Raw genomic sequence first — 21,804 nt, forward strand, 5'->3', positions numbered from 1 at the left:
GCAAGCCTCAGGACTCCTCGAAGTAGGCGTCCAGGACCGCGTCGAAGCCCTCCGTCCACTCCTTGAGGTCGCTCCTGGCGGGCGCCTCGACCTCGGCGTTGAACCAGCGCCTGGTCGACATGTGGACCGTGATCGTGAACCGGCGGCCGAAACGGGCCGGCTTCAGCTCGACGGCACCGATCTCGTCCCAGTGGAAGTCGGCCTCCTGGTCGTCCAGCGTGAACCGGATGCCCTCCCGGTCCGCGGAGATCGAACCACGCCGGTCGCTCACTTCGAACGACGGACCCTCCGCGGCCCCGTCCTCGGACGAAGGGCCGTCGACCACCCCGTCCTCGTCCTCGTTCTCGTCCTCCTCGTCGTCCGACGCCGTTTCGGCGGCGGGCTCGCCGTCGGGCACCGCATCCTCGAATGCGGCCTCCACGACGGCATCGTCGGGTGCGGCACCCTCGGGTGCCGGCTCCTCGGTCTGCTCCGGGTCCTCGTCCGCCTTCGTGACGGTTCGGGGGGCCGTGAGACCAGGGATGTACGCCGGGTCTGTCCCTGCGGCGTACGCGGGCTGAGTGTTCGGATCTATACGCTGCTCCACGGCGGGCAGTATGGCCGACGAACCTGTACGGGGCCAGTGAGGCCGCCGTTCACCGGGCCGGGGACACGGCAAGGCAAGGGCGGACCCACCCGCTCGGCCCGCCCCTCCCCCCGTTCCTCCTGCGCCCGTGGGTCAGCCGGTGGTGCAGGCCTCGTCACCCAGGGCGAACGCGGCCGGTTCGGTGTTGCCCCCCGTCAGGGTGCCGGTGAACCCGAAGCCCACCGAGGCACCCGGCGCCACCCTGCCGTTCCAGGAGATGCCGGCGGCCTTCACCTTCGTCCCGTCCTGCGTGGGTGTCGCGTTCCACATCTGGGTGACCTTCTGCCCGTCCGCGAACGTCCAGCCGAGCTGCCAGCCGTCCAGGGCCGCGGTCCCGGTGTTGGTGAGCGTCACATCGGCCTGGAAGCCGCCGGACCACTGGTTGGTGACCTTGTACGTCACCGAACAGGCAGCGTCCCCGGGCGGGTTGCCGGGGTCCGTACCCGGGTCGGTACCGGGATCGGTGCCGCCCCCGTCACTGTCCGAGGAGTCGCCGTACATGATTCCGCGCCCGTTGGTCGAGACGTACACCCGCCCGTAGACACGCGGGTCACCGGTGATGGCGGCGCCGATCCAGCCCCACTGGTGCGCGTCGTCGTTGATCCGGGTCCAGGTCGTACCCGCGTCCGTGGAACGGAAGACACCGCGCACGCCGCCGATCTTCGCGGTGACGAAGAGCGTCTGGTACGAGGCTCCCGCGGCCGCCTTGCCGAAGCCGACCGAGTCCGCCTGCTCGACCCCGGACAACTTGGTGAACGTCGCGCCCGAGTCGGTGGAGTGCCACAGCCCGTAGGCCCCGGTCGCGCTGCCGCCCGCGAGCCACACATCGCCCTCGGTACCCGGCACGGCCTTGAAGCGGACGTTGCCCTCGGCGGGCAGACCGCTCGACGCCTTCGCGGTGAAGGTGGCGCCGCCGTCCGTGGAGACGTAGAAGGTGCCGGCCTTGTACCCGTAGAACTTCTTCGGGTTCTTCCGGTCGGACTCGACGGTCGCCCCGGCGGGGATCCCGGTGGACGCCGACCACGAACTCCCGTACCCGGTGGTGTGCTGCACGCCCACACCCTCCGGGCTCCACACGAACCCACTGGCGTCAGCGGCGGCCGCGACCGTGCCGCCCCCGGTGACCCCGGCGGGCTCGGAACCCTGGAACCAGTTGGACCCGTTGTCCGTGGAGAAGCCGATGTGCGGAGCGGCGTCGGCGCTGCCGACCCGTACAACCGTGTTGGGGCTGCTCTCCGCGAAGTCGAGGCTGGTGGTGGAGGTGAGGTTGGGCGAGGTGAACATCATGTCCGGCACGGCATCGAGATCGGTGTGCCGAAAGCCCCCGATGTCGCCGAGCGCGCTGAGGAGCGGGGCTCCGGACGGCGGGCTCGCCAGGTCGTTGACGGCCGTCTCCTCCAGGCCCTTCACCATCGGCGTGATCTTGAACTGGCTGCCGGAGTCCCAGTTCTCGAGGTTCTCGGTGCCGTAGATCGTGGCACCGGTGCCATACATCATCCGGTTCGAGTCGAACGGGTCGATCTCCAGCGCCTCCGTCATCCAGCCCAGCTTGGGCGAGGTCTCCGGCGGCGTCGGATTGGCACCCCAGGTCAGCCAGGGCACGGACGAGACGTCCTGGGTGAAGCGGTTGGTGCGGTTCGGATAGCTGCTGTAGTCCCAGGCCTGCGTCCAGGTCGCCCCGCTGTCCGTGGAGCGGAAGATCTGGGTGTCCGGCCACCAGGAGCTGTATGCGGTCGCCATCAGGGTGCCGGGCTGCTGCCGGTCCACGGACAGTCCGCTGAAGCCGTAGTAGGTGTCCGCCTCGGCGACCGGGCTGACGTCCTTCCACTCACCGGTGGCGGTGGCGTAGCGCCAGATCCGCCCCTTGCCGCCGTCGTACGGGCCGCCGGTGTCGCTCAACGTCAGATACAGATATCCGTTGTCCGAGTCGAGCACCCCCTTGTGGGCCAGGTATCCGGTCGGCTGTCCGGCGATCCGTGCCCAGGAGACGCCACCGTCGGTGGAGCGGTAGACGGTGTTCTCCTTGTCGGCGACTCCGACGTAGATGTCCTGCGTCGCGCTGCCCGCGCTGCCGCTGCGCTCGTCGAAGGTCACCCAGACGATGCCCTGGTTGTCATTGCCGTATCCGCTGGTGTCGGTGGGGTCCTGGGAGTAGTTGCCCGGGTTCGGGAAGGCCGTCACCTCCGACCAGGTCGCCCCCGAGTCGGTGGAGCGCCACAGGCCCTTGCCGCTGGGCGCACCCAGGTACAGCACGGAGTTCTTGTTCGGGTCGACCGCGAGGCGCTCACCCATGCCGCGGCCCGGCATGTTGCCGCCGAGCTTGAAGGGGAGAGTGCTGGCCTTCCAGCTGGCACCCCGGTCCGAGGAGCGCAGGACCGCACCGTTGGTCGGGTCCCAGCTGTTGGTGTACGTGCCCACGGCGGCGTACACGTTGTCCGGGTCGGCCGAGTCGGAGGCGAGGCTCACGACACCGGACCAGCCCCAGTGGTCCCAGTCCACCCAGTCGAGCAGCGGTGTCCACTGCTTGCCCGCCTGGTCCCAGCGGTAGGCGCCGCCGATGTCGGTGCGGGCGTAGGCGAGGTCCTTCTCCGACCGGTTGAAGACGATGCCGGGGACGAAACCGCCACCGTCGATGCGTACGTTCTTCCAGTCGTACGTGTCCGCGGCCAGGGACACATCGGATGCTTCGGCGGCCGGTGCGACATCGTTGGCTCGCGCCGATGCGGGGGCGCCAGTGGCGAACAAGCCGGCGGTGAGAGCAAGTGCTGCCAGGAGGGCGGCAAGGGGTCTGGCGCTTGAGCGCACGGAAACGTCCTCTCCGAACGAGACCGCCGACAGCGGCGGTACGGGGCGGGTGCGGATGTGGGAGCGCTCCCATTCGCGTCCCGATGGTAGCGGCGCGAACCCGCCACGAGAAGGTGGTGGGCAGGGGTTCATCGGATGACTTGGGCCCGGCTCGCCGTCACCATTGCGGCAGCCTCACGTAATTCGCCCGTAACGGCGGAGTGGTGACGGCCGGTCCGGACTCCGTCGGCTCCAAGTCAGGTGCTCGACCGACCAGTTGATGCGCACCCGACAGCGGGGAGCGCCAGGGGCGGCCACCCGACCGGCGCCGTCGTGGGCCCGAACCTGCGGGAAACCGCAGTACGGACGTACGTCATCCCGCACCGAGTACGGCGGCTGTCCGCATACCGCCGCAGGCCGGCGGTTTCTAGCGTTGGCGGGGAGTCGTGGCGCCCGGCCCGGCCCTCCCCCGTCTGAAGACCCGCATGGATCCCGTGATGCTCGCCCTGCCGCAGGAACCCGCCGGCGGGATCGCCGGCTGGGCGGCCGGCCTCGTCGACACCATGGGCGGGCCGGGGGCCGGCCTCGCCATCGCGCTGGAGAACCTCTTCCCGCCACTGCCGAGCGAGGTGATCCTGCCGCTGACGGGCTTCGCCGCGGGGCAGGGGGTGATCTCGCTGGCATCGGCGCTGTTCTGGACCACGCTGGGTTCGGTGGCCGGGGCGGCCACCCTGTACTGGATCGGGATGCTGTTCGGCCGCGAGCGGATGCATGCCCTGTGGGCGCGGCTTCCGCTGGTCACAGGCTCCGACCTGGAGCGCACGGAGGCCTGGTTCGTCAGACACGGTACGAAGGCCGTGCTGCTCGGGCGCATGGTGCCGATCTTCCGGAGCCTGATCTCCGTACCGGCGGGCCTGGAACGGATGCCGCTGCCGGTGTTCCTCGGGCTGACCGCTGTGGGCAGTCTGGCGTGGAACTCGGTTCTGGTGATGGCGGGTTACTGGCTCGGCGACCAGTGGGACACGGTGGAGACCTACGTCGGATTCCTCTCCAAGGCCGTACTGCTGCTCGTCCTCGTGGCGCTCGCGCTCTACGTGGTGGTGCGCGTCCGGTCCGGGCGGGCGCGAGCCCAGCACCGCCGTACCCCCTGACGTGCGACGCGAGCCCGGCACGACTCACACGAAAGGCGCTAGGGTCGGTGAACGTGACGAGCGATGCGGCAGACACCTTCGCTCCTCCCCCCTCTCCGCATCCGGCCGACGCCCCGGCCGGACGTGTTGGCCGCTTCGCCGGCCGGGTGTCCGGGGTCGCGGGAGCACTCCTCGGCTGTCTGACCGCGCTGGCCGCTCTCCTCTACTTCGCCCTGGCCGGAGCGCTACTGGGTGCCTTCCTCCTGTGGCCGCGCACCCGCCGCCGTGCGCGGGCCCTCCTGGTCGCGGGGGCCAGAAGACTGACGACTGTCGAACGATGGCGCCGGTCCTTCTTCTTCCATGACCGGTTTCCCGAACACCGCGCCTCCGACCAGCAGGTCCTGCGCTATCTGGCCTCCCGCACCTGTGCGGGGCTGCTGTGCGCGGTGGTGACCGGGCTGCTGCTCTTCGGCCTCGTGCTGGCCGGGCTGCTCGCGGCCGGGGTCGCCCGGTCGACGCTGAGCTGGCAGGAGTTGCTCACCCAGGCGGCCCTCGGCTCCGTGCTGCTCTTCCTGGACGTGCAGGGGCTGTTCTCGCTCGCCGCGCTGGATGCCCGGCTCGCGCGGGAGTGTTTCGGGCCCGGTGAGCGGGAACTGCTGGAACGGCGTATCGGTGAACTCGCCGCGAGCCGCGCCGCGGTGGTGCGGGCGGTGGACCGCGAGCGGCAGCGCGTCGAGCGCGATCTGCATGACGGCGTCCAGCAGCGGCTCGTCGCGCTCGCGATGCTGCTCGGCCGGGCCCGTCGCGCCCGCGACGCCGAGCAGGCGGACGCGCTCCTGGCACAGGCGCACAAGGAGTCGGGCGAGGTGCTCGCCGAACTGCGCGAGGTGGCCTGGCGGGTCTATCCGACGGCGCTCGACAGCCTGGGGCTGCGCGAGGCGCTGGGCGGAGTGGCGGAGCGGTGCTCCCTCCCCGTCCGGGTGGCGTACGACGTGTCCGGGCCGCTGCCGACGTCCGTCGAGACGGCCGCGTACTTCGTCGTCTCGGAGTCCGTGACGAATGCCGCCAAGCACTCCGGTGCCGGAAACATCCTCGTGAGCGTCACACGACGGGACGAGGTTCTCACCGTGCTCGTCCGAGACGACGGCACCGGCGGCGCGGACCCGGACGGCAGCGGACTGGCCGGGCTGCGCGGCCGGGTCGCCGCGCTCGACGGCATGTTGGACGTCCACAGCCCCGCCGGGGGCCCCACCATCGTGACCGCGGAGCTGCCGTGCGTGTGATTCTCGCCGAGGACTCGACCCTTCTGAGGGAAGGACTGGTCCGGCTGCTCACCGAGGAGGGGCACGAAGTGATCTCCGCGGTGGGCGACGCCGAGGCCCTGTTGTCGGAGGTGGCCGCGCAGTCGCCGGACATCGTCGTCACAGACATCCGGATGCCGCCCACGCACAAGGACGAGGGCCTGCGCGCCGCGGTGGAGATCCGCAGTCGATGGCCGGACGTCGGTGTGCTCGTCCTGTCCCAGTACGTGGAGCGCGCCTATGCCGCCCAGTTGCTCGCCTCAAACGCTGAACGGGTCGGCTACCTCCTCAAGGACCGGGTCGCACAGGTGGAGGAGTTCCTCGACTCTCTGGAGCGGATCCATGCGGGCGGGGCCGTCTTCGACCCCGAAGTCGTACGGCAGTTGGTCATCCGCAGCGCACACGGCGACCCGTTGTCGCGGCTGACACCGCGCGAGCGCACCGTTCTGGAGGCGCTGGCCCAGGGCTACACGAATGCGGCCATCGCACAGAAGCTGCACATCTCGCTCAGCGCGGTCGAGAAGAACCTGAACACGGTCTTCGACAAACTGGGGCTGGCGCACACCACCGGCTACAACCGGCGGATCCTCGCCGTGCTGCGCTATCTGGAGGCGTGAGCGCGGCATCGCCGGCGGCTCACGTCAGTACCAGTCGCCCATCCCGGGCGGGTCGCACAGTTCGAGTACCACTTCGCCCGCTTCGGAGGTCCTGCCGCCGACGGGCCGGACCCGGTCACCGACGCTCACCAGGTGCGGGGCCGCGCCCACGATGCGGCACCGGTACACGAAGCCTTCGGGGAACCGGACCAGGGACTCGTTACGCATGACCCGCGAGTAGCGGTTCACGACACTGGACCGCACGACGACACCGTGGCCGTCGCTCTGCTCCGACTCCAGATCGCTCGACGCGCAGACGGGGCACAGGAGTTTACGGAAGGAGGCGGTGCCGCACCATCGGCACACCTGGTACACCAGACCCTCCGCGCTGTGGGGCTCCGCTGCGTCGCGAGCAGTGGGTTCCACGTCGATTCCGGTGATGGACACGTCTCGGCCTCCCGCGCTCGACTCGGTGCGTCGCACCTGTGGCGACGGCACCTCGGCACCGTATGGCACTTAGTTCCATGAAGTAAAGGTACTGAGTGCCGAGAAGAGTTGAACCACTGAGTGAACTACCTCTCAGTGGTGCCCCGTTCCTCGCCGAATGCCGATTCGATGCGCTGCACGACGCGCCACATCGGTGCACCCTTCGGCGCGATCATCACGATCACGTCGTCCTCGGTGGCGGGCGCGGACGGGCGTTCGGCCGCCGATCCCCAGACGGCGCGGACGAGTTCGAGCGCCCGGTCGACCTCGGCGCCGGCATCGCCCCGGCCGCCCGAACGCAGCCAGGACCGCAGCCCGTTGTTGTGCGCCGCGACCACCGATGCGGCGATCACCTCGGCACGCAGGGCAGCGTCCGGAGCGCCGGACCACCGGCGCTCCATGTACCCGGCCATGGTCCGCTCGTAGCGGCGCACGACGGACAGTTCATAGGTGCGCAGGCCGGGCACCTCCCGGGTGAGCCGGTAGCGCTGCACGGAGAACTCCGGCTTCTCGGCGTACATCCGCAGCACCAGCCGGGCCGCCTCGCACACCGCCTCCACCGGGTCGCCCTCGCCGGCGGCCTCCAGGAAGGCGGTCATGTCCGCTAGGCACCGCTCGTGATCGGGAAAGACCGCGTCCTCTTTCGAGGGGAAGTAGCGGAAGAAGGACCGCCGCCCCACTCCGGCACTGGCGACGATGTCGTCCACCGTGGTCCGCTCGAATCCACGCTCCATGAAGAGCGCGAAGGCCGCCTCGGCAAGCACGTCACGCATGGGGGGCTTCTTGGCCGGCCCGCGGTCATCGGTCATGCCGGAAACGTAGCACCGGAAACGCATATCCGGCACTGGGTACCTTTACGAAGGGTACTGGGTACCATAGGATCGCCGAAGAGACACCACGAAGTACAGGGAGAGCCGGCGTGAGCTTGAGGATCGTTGTCTGTGTGAAGTACGTGCCCGACGCGACCGGTGACCGGCATTTCGCCGATGACCTGACGTTGGATCGTGAGGATGTCGACGGGCTGCTGTCGGAGCTGGATGAGTACGCGGTCGAGCAGGCGTTGCAGATCGCGGATGCGGCGGACGATGCGGAGGTCACCGTGTTGACGGTGGGTCCGGAGGATGCCAAGGACGCGTTGCGCAAGGCGTTGTCGATGGGTGCGGACAAGGCTGTCCACGTCGAGGACGACGATCTGCACGGCACGGACGCGATCGGTACGTCGCTGGTGCTGGCGAAGGCGATCGAGAAGACGGGCTATGACCTGGTGATCTCGGGGATGGCGTCGACGGACGGCACGATGGGTGTGGTTCCGGCGCTGCTGGCCGAGCGGCTGGGTGTGCCGCAGGTGACGCTGCTGTCCGAGGTTTCCGTGGAGGGCGGTGTCGTGCGGGGTCGTCGTGATGGTGACTCGGCGTCGGAGCAGCTGGAGGCGTCGTTGCCGGCGGTGGTGTCGGTGACCGACCAGTCCGGCGAAGCGCGTTACCCGTCGTTCAAGGGGATCATGGCGGCGAAGAAGAAGCCGGTCGAGTCGCTGGATCTGGATGATCTGGGGATCGACGCGGACGAGGTGGGTCTGGGTGGTTCCTGGACCGCGGTCGACTCCGCGGCCGCACGTCCGGCCCGCACCGCGGGCACGATCGTCAAGGACGAGGGCGAGGGCGGCAAGGCTCTGGCCGAGTTCCTGGCCGGCCAGAAGTTCGTCTGATCCCGTACGCGCGTTCCTTCGTTGTTTCTTCGTTCAATCGCAGGAGATTGAAGTCCCATGGCTGAAGTTCTCGTCTTTGTCGATCACGTGGACGGTGCGGTCCGTAAGCCCACGCTGGAGCTGTTGACGCTGGCGCGCCGGATCGGTGAGCCGGTCGCCGTGGCGCTGGGCAACGGTGCCGCGGACACCGCCGCCGTGCTCGCGGAGCACGGTGCGGTCAAGGTCCTGACCGCCGACGCCTCCGAGTTCGCCGACTACCTCGTCGTTCCGAAGGTCGACGCGCTGCAGGCGGCCTACGACGCGGTGTCGCCGGCCGCCGTGCTGCTGCCCTCGTCCGCGGAGGCCAAGGAGATCGCGGCCCGTCTCGCGGTCCGGATCGGTTCCGGCATCATCACCGACGCCGTCGACCTGGAGGCCGGCGATCAGGGCCCGGTCGCCACGCAGTCCGCGTTCGCCGCCTCGTACACCACCAAGTCCCGTGTCTCCAAGGGCATCCCGGTCGTCACGGTCAAGCCGAACTCGGCCCCCGTCGAGCCGGCTCCGGCAGCCGGTGCCGTGGAGGCCCTCGCGGTCTCCTTCTCGGCGCAGGCCACCGGCACCAAGGTCGTCTCCCGTACCCCGCGTGAGTCGACGGGGCGCCCGGAGTTGACGGAGGCCGCGATCGTGGTCTCGGGCGGCCGTGGTGTCAACGGTGCGGAGAACTTCCACATCATCGAGGCGCTCGCGGACTCGCTGGGTGCGGCGGTCGGTGCCTCGCGCGCCGCGGTCGACGCGGGCTGGTACCCGCACACCAACCAGGTCGGCCAGACCGGTAAGTCCGTCTCGCCGCAGCTGTACATCGCCTCGGGTATCTCGGGCGCGATCCAGCACCGGGCGGGTATGCAGACCTCGAAGACGATCGTCGCGATCAACAAGGACGCCGAGGCCCCGATCTTCGACCTCGTCGACTACGGCGTCGTCGGCGACCTCTTCAACGTCGTCCCGCAGCTCACCGACGAGGTCACCGCCCGCAAGGGCTGACCCCTCGGCCGGCACGCACGGCCAACGGCCCGGGGCCGCACGGTGAAACCCACCGCGCGGCCCCGCACTGTTGTCCCGTCGCATCCCCTGTCCCGTCGCATCCCCCTGTCCGTCGCCTGCCTGCCCGTCACCCGTTCGGACTCGCTCACCTAGTCGGGTGAGAGCAGCCGAACAAGGCTGAGGACGAATCGACGATGTTCGCAGCCCTTTCGGTCCCGCGTGAGCGGCCGGTGGCCGCGACGGACGGGAGCTGTTCGTCATGACCTACACGCCCAAAGGCGCCACGCCCGCCACTGCCGCGGCGAACGAGGCGGCCGTGGCCCGCTACGACATGGACGACCGGCAGGACTTCACCGACCGGGACCGGGGATTCATCGCCCCCTTGCCCGACAAGCTGTACGCGACGGACGGGCGAGTGATCTTCGATGCCGCCCGGTACGACTACCTCGCCGACGACGCCCCCGCGCCCGACACCGTGCACCCGAGCCTGTGGCGCCAGTCGCAGCTGATCCGCAAGGGCGGCCTGTACAAGGTCGTGGACGGCGTCTACCAGGTGCGCAACAACGACATCGCCAACCTCACGGTCATCGAGGGCGACACCGGTCTGGTGGTCGTCGACTGCATGGCCTCGGTCGAGGCCGCGAGCCAGGGCATGGGCATGATCCGCGAGCATGTCAGCGACAAGCCCGTCGCGGCAGTGATCTACACCCACACCCACATCGACCACTACGGCGGCGTCAAGGGCGTGGTGAGCGCCGAGGACGTCGCCTCGGGCAAGGTCCCGATCATCGCGCCGGGCACCATCTCCTCGTTCGACAAGCACGCGATCGGCGAGAACGTGATCGCCGGCAACGCCATGTCCCGGCGGGCCTCCTACGCGTTCAACAGCCTTCTCGACCCCGGTCCGGGCGGCTGCGTCACCTGCGGCATCGGGATCGCCACCGTGCCCGGCGTGACGATCTCGTACATCTCGCCGACCGACGCCATCACCGAGACGGGTGCGAAGCGGGATCTCGGCGGTCTCGAGTTCGAGTTCCTGTACGCCCCCGACACGGAGGCGCCCGAGGAGATGCACATCTGGATCCCTCAGCTCGGTGCGCTGACCTGCGCGGAGAATGCGAACCACTCACTGCACAACATCCAGACGCTGCGCGGCGCGCGGACCCGCGACGCCCGCAACTTCGCCCGCTATCTCGACGAGACGCTGGAGCGCTGGGGCGACGACGTGCAGGTGCACTACGGCCCGCACACCTGGCCGGTGTGGGAGAACGGGCAGGTGACGGCGTTCCTGGAGTCGCAGCGCGACACGTACAAGTACCTCCACGACCAGGCACTGCGGCTGGCCAACAAGGGCTACACCCCCCTTGAGGCCGCGGAAGAGATCGAGTTGCCCGAGGAGCTGGGGCGCAAGTGGTTCAACCGCGGCTACCACGGCACCCTGCACCATGACGTGCGTGCGGTGTTCACCAAGGAACTCGGCATGTGGGACGGCGATCCGGTCTCGCTGCACCCCCACCCGCCGGTCGAGGCCGCCCGCCGCTTCGTCGACCTGATCGGTGCCGAGAAGATCATGGATGAGGGGCGGCGCGCCCTGGCCGACGCCGACTACCGCTGGGCCGCGCAGATCCTGCACACCCTGGTCTTCGCCCAGCCGGAGAACCAGGCCGCCCGTGATCTCCAGGCCGACGCCTACGAGCAGATGGGCTACCAGGCCGAGGGGCCGCAGTGGCGCGGCATCTTCCTCACCGCCGCCATGGAGCTGCGTCAGGGAATCCAGCCGGCCACATTCGCCACCGCCAGTCCGGACACCATCCTGGCCATGCCCATCGACATCCTCTTCGACTTCGCCGCCGTACATCTGATCGGCGAGAAGGCCGCGGAGGCCGACCTGCGCATCGACTTCCGCTTCACCGACCTCGACGAGACCTGGACGATGTGGGTCGCCCGCGGTGTCCTGAACGCCCGTCGCGGGGCGCACCCCGACACTCTGCTCACCGTCACCGGTCCCAAGGCCGCGCTGGTCGGTACGCTGCTGAAGCCGTCCGCGGCGCCGGAGCTGGCCAAGGGCGGGAAGATCGCGCTCGCCGGCGACGAGACCGCTCTGCAGACGCTCGCCGGGCTGCTGGACACGTTCGATCCCAACTTCCCGATTATTACGCCGTAACAGTCGGACTCCTGTCCTGACGCGACTGTCGGGGCCCACGGCTCAGCGGGCCCCGACAGTTACTGCTGCGGCGGGCAACGACCGGAAACCCGGCTTCGCCCTCGCCGCGGGATCAGCCCAGCAGCTCCTCGACGAGGTCGGCGGCCCGCGGGGTGCCACCCTCGGCCCGCGCCTCGGCCCGCAGCTGCGCCGAGCGGCGGGCGACCTCCGGGTCGGCGACGAGTTCGGTCAGCGCGGTACGCAGTGCCTCGGCGGTGGCGTCCGCGGTGTCGATGCGGCGGGCCACGCCCAGCTCCACGAGCCGGTCGGCGTTCATGAACTGGTCGGCGCCCTGCGGGACGGCGATCATCGGCACTCCGGTGTACAGCCCTTCGGCGCTGCCACCCATACCGGCATGCGTGACGAAGGCGTCCGCCTGTTCCAGGATCGCGAACTGCGGTACCCAGGAGTGCACTTCGACATTGCCCGGAATGGTTCCGAGCTCCGCCCGGTCGGTGTGCCGGCCGACCTGGAGCACGACGTGCCAGCCGGCCAGGTCGCCGTACGCGGCCAGGCACTGGCGGTAGAACTCGGGCCGGTTGGTGTACGCCGAGCCCAGCGAGACCAGCAGCACGCGCTCCGCGTCCGCCGGGCGGGTCCAGTTCTGCTCGGCGGCGCGTCCGGCGAAGCAGGGGCCGACGAACGTCACGGTGTCCGTGTCGACGTCCTCGCCGTGCGGCTGCATCGCCCTGGGGATCAGGGCGAGGGTGTGCGCGGGACGCCCGGAGAAGGCGTCCATGTCGGTGGTGGACGCGCCGCAGCCGGCGAGCCACTGGGTGAATTTCGCCCGGTACGCGTCGGCACCCGGCATCGCCCACAGGTGCGCTGCCACGTCCTGCTCGTACCCCTCCCAGGCGACGAGGGTCGGGGACAGCTGCATGAGGGGGCGCTTCTGCGACTCGGCCAGCGCGCGCGCCGCGTACGCGCCGATGTCGTACAGATAGAGGTCCGCGGGGTCCTCGTCGTAGAAGGCCCGCAGCTGCGGGAGGGCCTGGACGGCGTCGTCGAGGAAGAGGCCCATCGCGCCGATGGCGTCGTCGGGCCAGCTGTTGTCGGCGACCGGCAGGGAGGAGCCGTACGGGACGAACTCCGCGCCGGTGGCCTCGATCCGGTCCGCCACCGCCGGGTCGTTGGCGTAGGTCACCCGGTGGCCGCGGGCCACCAGTTCACGGATGACCTCAAGGCTCGGCAGTACGTGGCTGACGGCGGGGATGCCGACCATGGCGATGTGGGCACGGCGACGTGACATGGAAGATCACTCGATTCAGGTCTGCGGCGAAAGGGACACGGCGAACCCGCGCGTCGACCGCTCCGCCCGGAAGGCCGGGTCGTGGGCGCGCGCAGAGCATGCCGGACGGGGTCGGGGCGGCTGCCCCGTCCCGCGTCAGCCGTAGAGCTGCTGAAAGGCCATGCGAAAAACGATAACCGGTGTCCGGGCCCACCGCACATGGGTTTCGGCGATTCCGGACGGCCCGCCGCACATGGGTTTCGGCGGGCACGGACGCCGCCGTCACTCGGACGGGGCGGCGGCTTCGAGCTCGTCGACGGTGCCCGACATGATCGTGCGCACGTGGGCGGTGAGGTGTTCCGCCGGCCAGTCCCACCAGGCCACGGCGAGCAGCCGGGCGATATCCCGGTCGTCGTAGCGGGTACGGATCAGGCGGGCCGGGTTCCCGCCGACGATCCCGTAGTCGGGCACGTCCTTGGTGACCACGGAGCCGGCGCCGATGATCGCGCCGTTCCCGATCCGCACCCCGGGCAGCACGGTGGCACCGTGGCCGAACCAGACGTCGTGGCCGACGACGGTGTCCCCCCGGTTCGGCAGCCCGGTGAGCAGGTCGAAGTGGTCGGCCCACGAGCCGCCCAGGGTGGGGAAGGGGAAGGTCGAGGGGCCGTCCATACGGTGGTTGGCGCCGTTCATGATGAACCGCACCCCCGTGCCCAGGGCGCAGAATCTGCCGATGACCAGCTTCTCCGGACCGTAGTGGTAGAGGACGTTGCGCGTCTCGAACGCGGTGGCGTCGTCCGGGTCGTCGTAGTACGAGTACTCCCCGACCTCGATCAGCGGGGACTTCACCAGAGGCCTGAGCTGCACCACTCGCGGCTGTTCGGGCATCGGGTGGAGCACGGTCGGGTCGGCCGGTACGGGCATGGCGCGCGGTTTCCTTCACAGGTGGCGGGCAGGGACCACGTCCCATGATCGCGCCGACGGCCCCGTCGCGACACCGGTTTGCCGTGGCCGGGTGCCGGAACGACGACTGCCGGGCGGACCGGAGATCCGCCCGGCAGTTCCGGGTCGAGCGTCAGGGCGTCAGAGCGCCGGGCGTCATGGCTGGAGCGGCATCGTCCAGCAGTTGGAGGTTGTCCCCTTGCCCGAGAGGCGGTCGGTCATCCAGGAGATCGCGTCACCCTGGTCGGTGATCAGCGGGACCAGGTGGTTGGTCAGGAGTTTGTCGCCGAGGTTGGGCAGGACGATCGCGTCGTAGGTGACGTCGGCGCCCTTGCGGCACCAGTCCACGGCCAGTTGGCGCGCCTGGGCGTGGGGCACGATGTCGTCCTGCACACCGGTCGCCAGGCGCACCGGACCCGTGGGCTTCAGCGTGCCGATGCGCTGCCTGTCGAGGGCCGCCTGCGCCTTGGGCTCGGCCGCGATGACGTCCCCGAGGGATTTGCCGCTGGTGGTCCATTTGGTGCTCTTGGTGAAGCCGTAGCCGAAGATCGCGTCGCCGACGCACATGGTCGAGGCGTCCTTCAGCGCGGCCCGCCCGGCGTCGTTGACATTCGTCTCCACGACCGCCCTCAGATCGGGGTCGGCCTGGGAGAAACCGTTGATCGACCAGGCCAGGGCGCCGGCGAGGGCGCTGCCGTCGATGCCCTTCATGGTCGCGGTCAGGTTGGCGGGCGGCGCACCGGCGTAGGTGCCGGCGAGCTTGACGTCGGGTGCGTAGGACGGCTGGAGTTCGGCCGCGGACGCGCTGGCTCCGCCGCCCTGGCTGTAGCCGTACAGACCGGTGCGCGAGTCCGGCGTGATCGAGGTGCCGGGCAGCTGGTGCGCGGCACGGGCCGCGTCCAGCAGGGCGTGGCCCTGGTCGAGCCGGTTGACGTAGGTGTGGAGCCGGTCGGTCGTGCCGAGACCGACGTAGTCGGTGACCACGACGGCGACGCCGGCGGAGAGCAGCCGGTAGATCGCCAGGGTCTCGTAGCCGACCGACACGGTCTCACCGCTGAGGGTCAGCGGGTACTGGAGGGTCATGGAGGGGGCGCACTGGTCGCCCTGGCCCACTGTTCCCGAGGCCAGCGCCACCAGAGGACGCGGACCGGAGCCCTTCCACGCGGCGGACGGTTCGATATAGGCGCCGGTCACCGCGACGGCCTGCCCGCCCGAGTCGGTGGAGCGATACATCAGCCGGGTCGCCGTACCCGGCATCGGCCGCCCGTCCAGACCGGGCAGGCTCAGCCCGAGCGGCAGCGGCTCGTGGCGGATCACCGCGCCGTTGGCGGAGGGCAGTTCGGCCGGCGGGTTGTAGAAGTCGGGGATGGTGACCCCGCGGGACACCACGGGCTGCGACCCATCGGTGGCGGACGCGGGTGCGGCGTACGCGGCCACGCAGGCCGCTGCCGTCACGGCGACGGCCACCGCGCGGATGCCACCGGGGCGTGGCCCGCGGGCGGGGGAAGACATGGGGGACGTCGTAGGGAAGGTGGACAGCGAACGGGTGCTCTTGCGGCTCACAGCTCACTCCTCGCTCTGCTCGGAATGCGGGTGAACGCAAGCTAGCAGCGGGACTTACCGAAGGTAACCCACCAGTAAGTTACGCTGTGGTAACTACCGAATCGGGCCTGGTCGACGTACGACTGCGCACCCCGCCCCGGGCCGCCCGGAGCGACGCGGCCGGAATCAGGCCGACGGGAAGCGCGGCCCGCAGAGGGCCTCACCGGCGATCGGGAGCCGCGAGATCAGCCGCCATCCGGTCGAACTGCCTTACCCCGCACCCACCTTGACGCGACCGCCATCCGGACGAGCGGGAGGCGAGGGGTCCGCGCACCGACGGCTCGGAATCCGGCGCTCCACGAACACGCCCACACTGCCCCCGACTTCACACAATGGCCCCCAACAGTCACAGGAGCCCCGTGCGCAACATGACTCATTCCAACTAGAGTTCTGTCATGCCCACCTCGCCGGCCTTACGCTCAGCTCGCCGGCAGTCGGCCGACTCCGCCATTCCTGCCCCGCCGGACACTCCTGGTTCCACCGGAAACGGCAGCGCACGGCCTCGCGGAAGTTCCCCGAAGGCTCCCCCGCGCACAGCAGACTTCGATCCGAACCACGCGGATTCACCCGGGCAGGCCCCGGCGCAAACCGGCGCGCGCGCCGAATTTCACCATCTCGCCGTCCCCCCGGATCCCCCCTTGCCTCCCGCGTACACGGCGGCAGGGGAATCGGCGGACTTCCCGATCCCCCGTCCGGGGCCGACCGCCCCCGTTCTCTCTCCCCCAGTCGGCCTCGGCAGCCAACAGACCCCGAAACCCGGGCACTACGGAGTACAGAAACGATGGAATCCCACCCCCGTAACGAGCAGCACGGCCCTGCCGGCGGCATACGCACCGGAACCGTCCCCCCGACTCTCGTGAGGGCCTGATGACCGAACTGATTCTGATCGTGGCCGCGTTGGCGGCCGGCGCCGGTGCGACGCTCTGGTTCCATCGCAAGGCCCGCGCCCAGCAGCGCCGCGCGGACGGCCTCCAGCAACGCGTCGAACAGCTCGGGCAACAAGTGCGCTCCGCCGAGCAGTTCGCCGCACACATCGCGCACACCGTCATCCCGGCCGCTGCGGCGCACACCCAGACCGGACAGGCCTACCAGCCCGACCTGGCCGTGCCGCCCCAACTGGTGCACACCCAGATGGCGAATGCTCTCGGCGCTCTCGCGGGACAGGCCTGCTCGGCCATCGACCGGACCGGACAACTGGCGCAGAACGCCGCGCAGGACCAGCTCGCACAGGTCTGGGCGGAGGCCGAGAACCGCATGGCCCAGGCGCGGCAGGAGTCGGTGGACGTGGCCCGGGCAGCCGTACGCGCCTTCGCCTCCAGCACGGTGCAGCGGGCCGCGAAGCTGAGCAGCGCGATCAGCGCCGGTGTACGCCGCCATGTCTCGGACGAGGCGTACGCCACGCTGGTCGAGATGGATCACCTGGCCCAGCAGATGCTGCTCACAGCGTCCGGGTACGGCGTCCTGGCCGGCGACAAGCTGTCGCGACGCTGGCCGGCGACCACCCTCACCGACGTCGTCCGCACGGCCATGGGCCGGGTCGAGGGCTATCAGCGCATCCAGCACACGGACCTGGAGTCCTTCGCCGTCCGGAGCCGGGCCGTGGAAGCCGTCGTCCACACCCTGGCGGTGCTGCTGGACAACGCGCTTCGGTACTCCCCGCCGAACGCCCTGGTGCACGTCTCCCTGGAGCACGGGGCGAGCGCGGCCTTCCTCGTCGTGGACGATGCCGGACTGCGGATAGAGGACGAGCGGCTGACCTGGGCGCGCGAGGTGATGTCCGGCAAGCAGCGGGACGACATCACGCAGCTCGGCGCCTACCCCCAGACCGGACTGCGCGTCGCGTCCGTGCTCGCCGACCAGTACGGCTTCCGCGTCGAACTGACGGCGCCCAACCTGTACGGCGGCACCCGCGCGATCATCGTGCTCCCGAAGGCCCTCCTGACGACGCCCCAGCCCCCGCGGCCGTCGTCCGTGCACAGCGTGCCGGCCGCCCACCCGGCCCTGGCACCGGAGGCGGAGCCCGCGCCTGCGCCGTCGGCCACGCCCACCACGGCAAGCGGCCTCACCGTCCGTCGGCGCACCCCGCGCCCCGCCCACGAGACGGGCCCCGCAGCCGACACGCGGCCGGCCCCGGCCCACGTGGATCCGGGTACCCCCGCCGTGGCCGCAGCGTGGATGGCAGGCAGCCGCCGCAGCCGGGACAACCAGAACACCGCCAGCACTGACGAAGGACGTTGAACATGTCGGACACCCACTCGAACGCCCTGGGCTGGCTGCTTGACGAGCAGCTGGGATCCGTGGAGGGCGTCCGGTACGCCGTACTGATGAGCGGCGACGGCCTGCTCAAGGCCCGGACCGAGACCATCGGACAGGAGGACGGCGAGAAGCTGGCCGCCCTGACCGCCTCGCTGCGGGCCTCGGGCCGGGCGTGGGACGACTTCACCGGCGGGCGCGGCGTGCGCCAGCAGCTGATCGAGAGCGTCGAGCGGATCGGCCTGACGACGGCGGCGGGTCAGAACACGATGCTCTCGGTCGTCACCACGGGACCCCACGCCGACGTCGGCCTGATCAGCCACCACATGGCCCTGCTCGTGGTGCGCCTGGGCGAGCAGCTCGGCACCACGGAACGCAGGCCCGTCCTCCAGCCGGACGGAGGCACCGCGGTATGACCGGTCCGCGGCATGACCCGGACATGGTGAGGCCTTACGTCCGCACGGGCGGACGGGTCCGCCCGCGCCGGGACGTCCTTCTGGAGAGCGTGGTCATCGCCGCGCCCAGCCCCACCGGCGAGCTGGGGCCCGATAGCCGGCGGGTGATGAGCCTGTTCTCCGTGGGCCACGGCGGGCTGGCCGTTGCGGACATCGCTGCCGCGCTGCAGCTGCCGCCCTCCACCATCCGGATCCTCGTCTCCTCCCTCATGGACAGCGGCCATCTGGCCAGCCCGGCGGCCGCTGTGAACGATCAGCCCGAAAACGACCTCCTGCAGAAGGTGCTTGATGGACTGCGAGAACTGGTCTGACACGCGGAACGCCGTCTCGTACGTGCCGGCCACGGTGACCCGGTCCGCCAAGATCGTGATCGCCGGCGGATTCGGCGTCGGCAAGACGACCTTCATCGGCAGCGTCTCCGAGGTGCGGCCGCTGCGGATGGAGGAGCCGATCACCGAGGACAGCGTCGGGATCGACGATCTGCGCGGCACACCGAAGAAGACCACGACGACCGTGGGCATGGACTTCGGCCGGATCCACCTGGCCAACGGCGCCCTGGCCCTGTATCTGTTCGGACTCCCCGGACAGGTCCGCTTCCAGCCCCTGTGGGAGGACCTGGCACAGGGTGCACTCGGCTGCCTCGTCCTGGCCGACACCCGTGACCTCGACGCGAGCCACGGGGCTCTGACTCTGCTGGAGGGCGAGGGAATCCCCTACGCGGTCGCGATCAACACCTTCCCCGACGCGCCCGTCTACGACCTCGACGAACTGCGCCAGGCCCTCGCCCTGGAACCCCACACACCGCTGACCACCTGTGACGCGCGCGACCGCACCTCCTCCCTCCAAGCCCTGATCACGCTCGCGGAGTACCTGATCTCGCAGCGTGCAGCCCTCTCCCTGGAGCCCATGTCATGACCTTCACCAGCTCCGTGCCCACGGTCGCACCGGGCAGGGTCTCGCTGTACGATCCGGGCTTCGCCGCAGACCCGCACGCCGCCTACGAACGGATGCGCAAGACCTACGGCCCCCTGGTGCCCGTCGAGCTGTCCCCCGGCATCCCGGCCACGCTGGTGATCGGCTACCTCCAGGCCCGCCGCATCCTCAACGACCCCATGTACTTCCCGCCGGACCCGCGCGTCTGGGAGCAGCAGGTGCCGGCCTCGTGCCCGGTGCGGCCGATGATGGAGTGGCGGCCCAACGCCCTGCGCAACGGCGGTGCGGAACACGCCCGTTACCGGGCGGCCAACACCGCCGGTATCAACGCGGTCGACCAACACCGCCTGCGCGCCCAGGTGGAGAGGATCGCCTCGGAGTCGGTCGCGGATTTCCTCACCGCCGGCAGCGCCGATCTGCTCACCCAGTACGCCTGGCCGATCGCCTTCCGGATCCTGAGTGCTCTGCTGGGCTGCCCCGACGAGATCGGAGCCCGTATCGCCGACGGGATGGCACGCATCTTCGACACCACCGACGCCCATCAGGGCAATCAGATCCTCGGCCAGGCCCTCGCCGACCTCGTCGCCCTGCGCCGGCACGAACCCGCCGACGACATCACCTCGCGTCTCCTGGCCCACCCGGCGGGGCTGACCGACGAGGAGATGAGCCACCAGCTCGTCACTCTCTACGGCGCCGGTATCGAGCCCCTGACCAACCTCATCGCCAACACCCAGCTGAAGATCCTCACCGACGAGGAATTCTCCGCCGCGCTGCACGCGGGCCAGTCCACGGTGCGTGACGCGCTCGACACCGTCCTGTACACCGACCCGCCGATGGCGAACTACTGCATCACCTATCCGCCCTATCCCGCGGACATCGACGGATACCTGCTCCCGGCCCATCAGCCCGTCGTCATCTCCATGGCGGCCTGCAACAACGACCCCGAACTCACTCAGGGGCCGGCCGGGATCTCGGGCAATCGTGCCCATCTGGCCTGGAGCATCGGCCCCCACACCTGCCCGGCCCGCTCGCACGCCTACCTCATCGCCGAGACCGCGGTCACCTATCTGCTCGACGCCCTGCCGGAGATGGATCTCGCCGTTCCCGCCGCTGAACTGCGCTGGCGTCCGGGGCCCTTCCACCGTGCCCTGGAATCCCTCCCCGTCCGGTTCTCCACCGCTCGCTGAAAGAGAGACACCATGTCCGAACAGCCCGTACTCGTCCTCGACCCCACCGGCTCCGACCGCCACACCGAGTACCAGGCCCTGCGCGACCGCGGTCCGGCCACCCGTGTGGACGTCCTCGGGGTGACCGCGTGGTCGGTCACCGACCCGGCGCTTCTCAAGGAACTCCTCACCAGTCCGGATGTCTCCAAGGACGCCCGCGCCCACTGGCCGGCCTTCGCGGAGACCGTGGCCACCTGGCCCCTCGCCCTCTGGGTCGCCGTGAGCAACATGTTCACCGCCTACGGCGGCGACCACCGACGGCTCCGCCGGATGGTGGCCCCGGCGTTCAGCGCCCGCCGCATCCAGGACCTGCGTTCATCGGTCGAGAAGGTGGTCGCCGCACTTCTCGACGATCTCGACTCCCGTCCTGCCGGTGAAGTGGCCGATCTGCGCAAGGACCTCGCCCACCCGCTGCCGATCGCGGTGATCGGCCAGCTCATGGGTGTCCCCGAGCACCAGCTCGACGGCTTCCGCGCCCTGGTCGACGGCGTCTTCGACACCACCCTCACCGTCGAGCAGGCGACCGCGAACACGGCCGCGCTGTACGAGGCCCTCAACGTCCTGATCGCGGCCAAGCGCGCGGAGCCCGGCGACGACATGACCTCGCTCCTCGTCGCTTCCCGCGACGACGAGGGGGACGGCAGCGCCCTCACCGACGACGAGTTGCGCGACACACTCCTGCTGATGGTCTCCGCCGGGTACGACACCACCGTCAACGTGATCGACCAGGCCATCACCGCGCTGCTGGCCGACCCCGCGCAGCTGGCTCATCTGCGGGCCGGCCGCGCCGACTGGAACAGCGTCGTCGAGGAGACCCTCCGGCACGAGCCCGCCGTGAAGCACCTGCCCATGCGCTTCGCCCTGGCGGACATCCCCCTGCCCGACGGACAGACGATCGCCCGCGGCGAGGCGATCCTCGCCTCCTACGCCGCCGCCAACCGCCACCCCGGCATGCACGGTGAGTCCGCGGACGTCTTCGACGTCACCCGGCCGACGAAGGAGCACCTGGCCTTCGGCCACGGCGTCCACTTCTGCCTCGGCGCCCCGCTCGCCCGCCTGGAGATCGCCACCGCGCTCCAGCAGCTCTTCGAGCGGTTCCCCGAGGTCGAACTCGCGGTTCCCGCAGCCGAACTGCAGCCGCTGCCCTCCCTGATCAGCAACGGGCACCAGACCCTCCCAGTACGCCTGCGTCCGGCCGCCGGCTGACCTTCCCGTACGGGACCCACCACGCGCGGTGGGTCCCCCGGCCCGGCTGCCCCGCCCGGCAGGCGTTGACAGCGCACTGCCCCCGTGCGACTTTCGAAGCGCTTCGACG

The 21,804-nt window shown here is 70.2% G+C and carries 19 protein-coding genes; 12 read left to right on the plus strand and 7 right to left on the minus strand.

What is annotated here, in order from left to right; all coding sequences use genetic code 11:
• Window positions 1-7: 7 nt before the first annotated feature.
• Complete coding sequence (locus OG912_RS05400; protein ID WP_327708418.1) at window positions 8-586, minus strand: hypothetical protein; 579 nt, start codon at window positions 584-586, stop codon at window positions 8-10.
• Window positions 587-718: 132 nt separating this feature from the next.
• Window positions 719-3,430, minus strand: coding sequence for a cellulose binding domain-containing protein (locus OG912_RS05405; RefSeq protein ID WP_443060945.1), 2,712 nt, complete (start codon window positions 3,428-3,430; stop codon window positions 719-721).
• 464 nt (window positions 3,431-3,894) lie between these two features.
• Between OG912_RS05405 and OG912_RS05410 the strand changes: the two genes are divergently transcribed.
• The 3 genes from OG912_RS05410 to OG912_RS05420 all read left to right on the plus strand — a co-directional run bounded on the left by OG912_RS05410 (window position 3,895) and on the right by OG912_RS05420 (window position 6,457).
• Window positions 3,895-4,560: a DedA family protein gene (locus tag OG912_RS05410; protein ID WP_327708419.1), complete on the plus strand. Its 666-nt coding sequence runs from the start codon at window positions 3,895-3,897 to the stop codon at window positions 4,558-4,560.
• A 146-nt stretch (window positions 4,561-4,706) separates the two neighbouring features.
• Window positions 4,707-5,822, plus strand: coding sequence for a sensor histidine kinase (locus tag OG912_RS05415; protein WP_327713345.1), 1,116 nt, complete (start codon window positions 4,707-4,709; stop codon window positions 5,820-5,822).
• Entirely contained in the window at window positions 5,813-6,457 is a 645-nt protein-coding gene (locus tag OG912_RS05420) for a response regulator transcription factor (RefSeq protein ID WP_327708420.1), read from the plus strand. Before OG912_RS05415 ends, OG912_RS05420 begins: the two co-directional genes overlap by 10 nt.
• A 24-nt stretch (window positions 6,458-6,481) precedes the next feature.
• On the opposite strand, the gene OG912_RS05425 is transcribed toward OG912_RS05420, so the two are convergent.
• A complete protein-coding gene (locus OG912_RS05425; RefSeq protein WP_327708421.1) occupies window positions 6,482-6,883 on the minus strand; it encodes a Zn-ribbon domain-containing OB-fold protein in 402 nt (133 codons plus the stop codon).
• A 125-nt stretch (window positions 6,884-7,008) separates the two neighbouring features.
• Complete coding sequence (locus OG912_RS05430) at window positions 7,009-7,731, minus strand: TetR family transcriptional regulator (RefSeq protein ID WP_327708422.1); 723 nt, start codon at window positions 7,729-7,731, stop codon at window positions 7,009-7,011.
• Between the two features lie 110 nt (window positions 7,732-7,841).
• On the opposite strand from OG912_RS05430, the gene OG912_RS05435 reads away from it, so the two are divergent.
• The 3 genes from OG912_RS05435 to OG912_RS05445 all read left to right on the plus strand — a co-directional run bounded on the left by OG912_RS05435 (window position 7,842) and on the right by OG912_RS05445 (window position 11,811).
• Window positions 7,842-8,627: an electron transfer flavoprotein subunit beta/FixA family protein gene (locus tag OG912_RS05435; RefSeq protein WP_327708423.1), complete on the plus strand. Its 786-nt coding sequence runs from the start codon at window positions 7,842-7,844 to the stop codon at window positions 8,625-8,627.
• Between the two features lie 57 nt (window positions 8,628-8,684).
• Window positions 8,685-9,647: an electron transfer flavoprotein subunit alpha/FixB family protein gene (locus OG912_RS05440; RefSeq protein ID WP_327708424.1), complete on the plus strand. Its 963-nt coding sequence runs from the start codon at window positions 8,685-8,687 to the stop codon at window positions 9,645-9,647.
• A 259-nt stretch (window positions 9,648-9,906) separates the two neighbouring features.
• Window positions 9,907-11,811 carry an alkyl/aryl-sulfatase gene (locus OG912_RS05445; protein ID WP_327708425.1) on the plus strand — a complete coding sequence of 635 codons (1,905 nt, stop codon included), beginning with the start codon at window positions 9,907-9,909 and terminating at the stop codon, window positions 11,809-11,811.
• A 112-nt stretch (window positions 11,812-11,923) separates the two neighbouring features.
• Here the strand turns inward: OG912_RS05445 and OG912_RS05450 are convergent, their stop codons facing one another.
• From OG912_RS05450 to OG912_RS05460, 3 genes are all read right to left on the minus strand, one after another.
• A complete protein-coding gene (locus OG912_RS05450; RefSeq protein WP_327708426.1) occupies window positions 11,924-13,099 on the minus strand; it encodes a macrolide family glycosyltransferase in 1,176 nt (391 codons plus the stop codon).
• A 261-nt stretch (window positions 13,100-13,360) separates the two neighbouring features.
• Window positions 13,361-14,002: a CatB-related O-acetyltransferase gene (locus OG912_RS05455; protein WP_326739379.1), complete on the minus strand. Its 642-nt coding sequence runs from the start codon at window positions 14,000-14,002 to the stop codon at window positions 13,361-13,363.
• 174 nt (window positions 14,003-14,176) lie between these two features.
• Window positions 14,177-15,583 carry a lipase family protein gene (locus OG912_RS05460; RefSeq protein ID WP_443060946.1) on the minus strand — a complete coding sequence of 469 codons (1,407 nt, stop codon included), beginning with the start codon at window positions 15,581-15,583 and terminating at the stop codon, window positions 14,177-14,179.
• A 906-nt stretch (window positions 15,584-16,489) separates the two neighbouring features.
• Between OG912_RS05460 and OG912_RS05465 the strand changes: the two genes are divergently transcribed.
• From OG912_RS05465 to OG912_RS05490, 6 genes are read left to right on the plus strand one after another with little or no spacing between them, the layout of a single operon-like run.
• The gene (locus OG912_RS05465) at window positions 16,490-17,860 is read left to right on the plus strand and encodes an ATP-binding protein (protein ID WP_327708428.1); all 1,371 of its coding nucleotides are present in this window, start codon (window positions 16,490-16,492) and stop codon (window positions 17,858-17,860) included.
• A gap of 2 nt (window positions 17,861-17,862) precedes the next feature.
• On the plus strand, window positions 17,863-18,291 hold the full coding sequence (locus OG912_RS05470) for a roadblock/LC7 domain-containing protein (protein WP_326739377.1): 429 nt from the start codon (window positions 17,863-17,865) through the stop codon (window positions 18,289-18,291).
• 23 nt (window positions 18,292-18,314) lie between these two features.
• On the plus strand, window positions 18,315-18,641 hold the full coding sequence (locus tag OG912_RS05475; protein ID WP_327713346.1) for a DUF742 domain-containing protein: 327 nt from the start codon (window positions 18,315-18,317) through the stop codon (window positions 18,639-18,641).
• Complete coding sequence (locus OG912_RS05480) at window positions 18,619-19,245, plus strand: GTP-binding protein (protein ID WP_327708429.1); 627 nt, start codon at window positions 18,619-18,621, stop codon at window positions 19,243-19,245. Before OG912_RS05475 ends, OG912_RS05480 begins: the two co-directional genes overlap by 23 nt.
• Window positions 19,242-20,450: a cytochrome P450 gene (locus OG912_RS05485; RefSeq protein WP_327708430.1), complete on the plus strand. Its 1,209-nt coding sequence runs from the start codon at window positions 19,242-19,244 to the stop codon at window positions 20,448-20,450. The genes OG912_RS05480 and OG912_RS05485 overlap by 4 nt, the downstream gene beginning before the upstream one ends.
• Before the next feature lie 12 nt (window positions 20,451-20,462).
• Window positions 20,463-21,695 carry a cytochrome P450 family protein gene (locus OG912_RS05490; protein ID WP_327708431.1) on the plus strand — a complete coding sequence of 411 codons (1,233 nt, stop codon included), beginning with the start codon at window positions 20,463-20,465 and terminating at the stop codon, window positions 21,693-21,695.
• The last annotated feature ends 109 nt before the right edge of the window (window positions 21,696-21,804 follow it).

The organism is Streptomyces sp. NBC_00464, from assembly GCF_036013915.1.
In the GTDB taxonomy this organism is placed as follows: domain Bacteria; phylum Actinomycetota; class Actinomycetes; order Streptomycetales; family Streptomycetaceae; genus Streptomyces.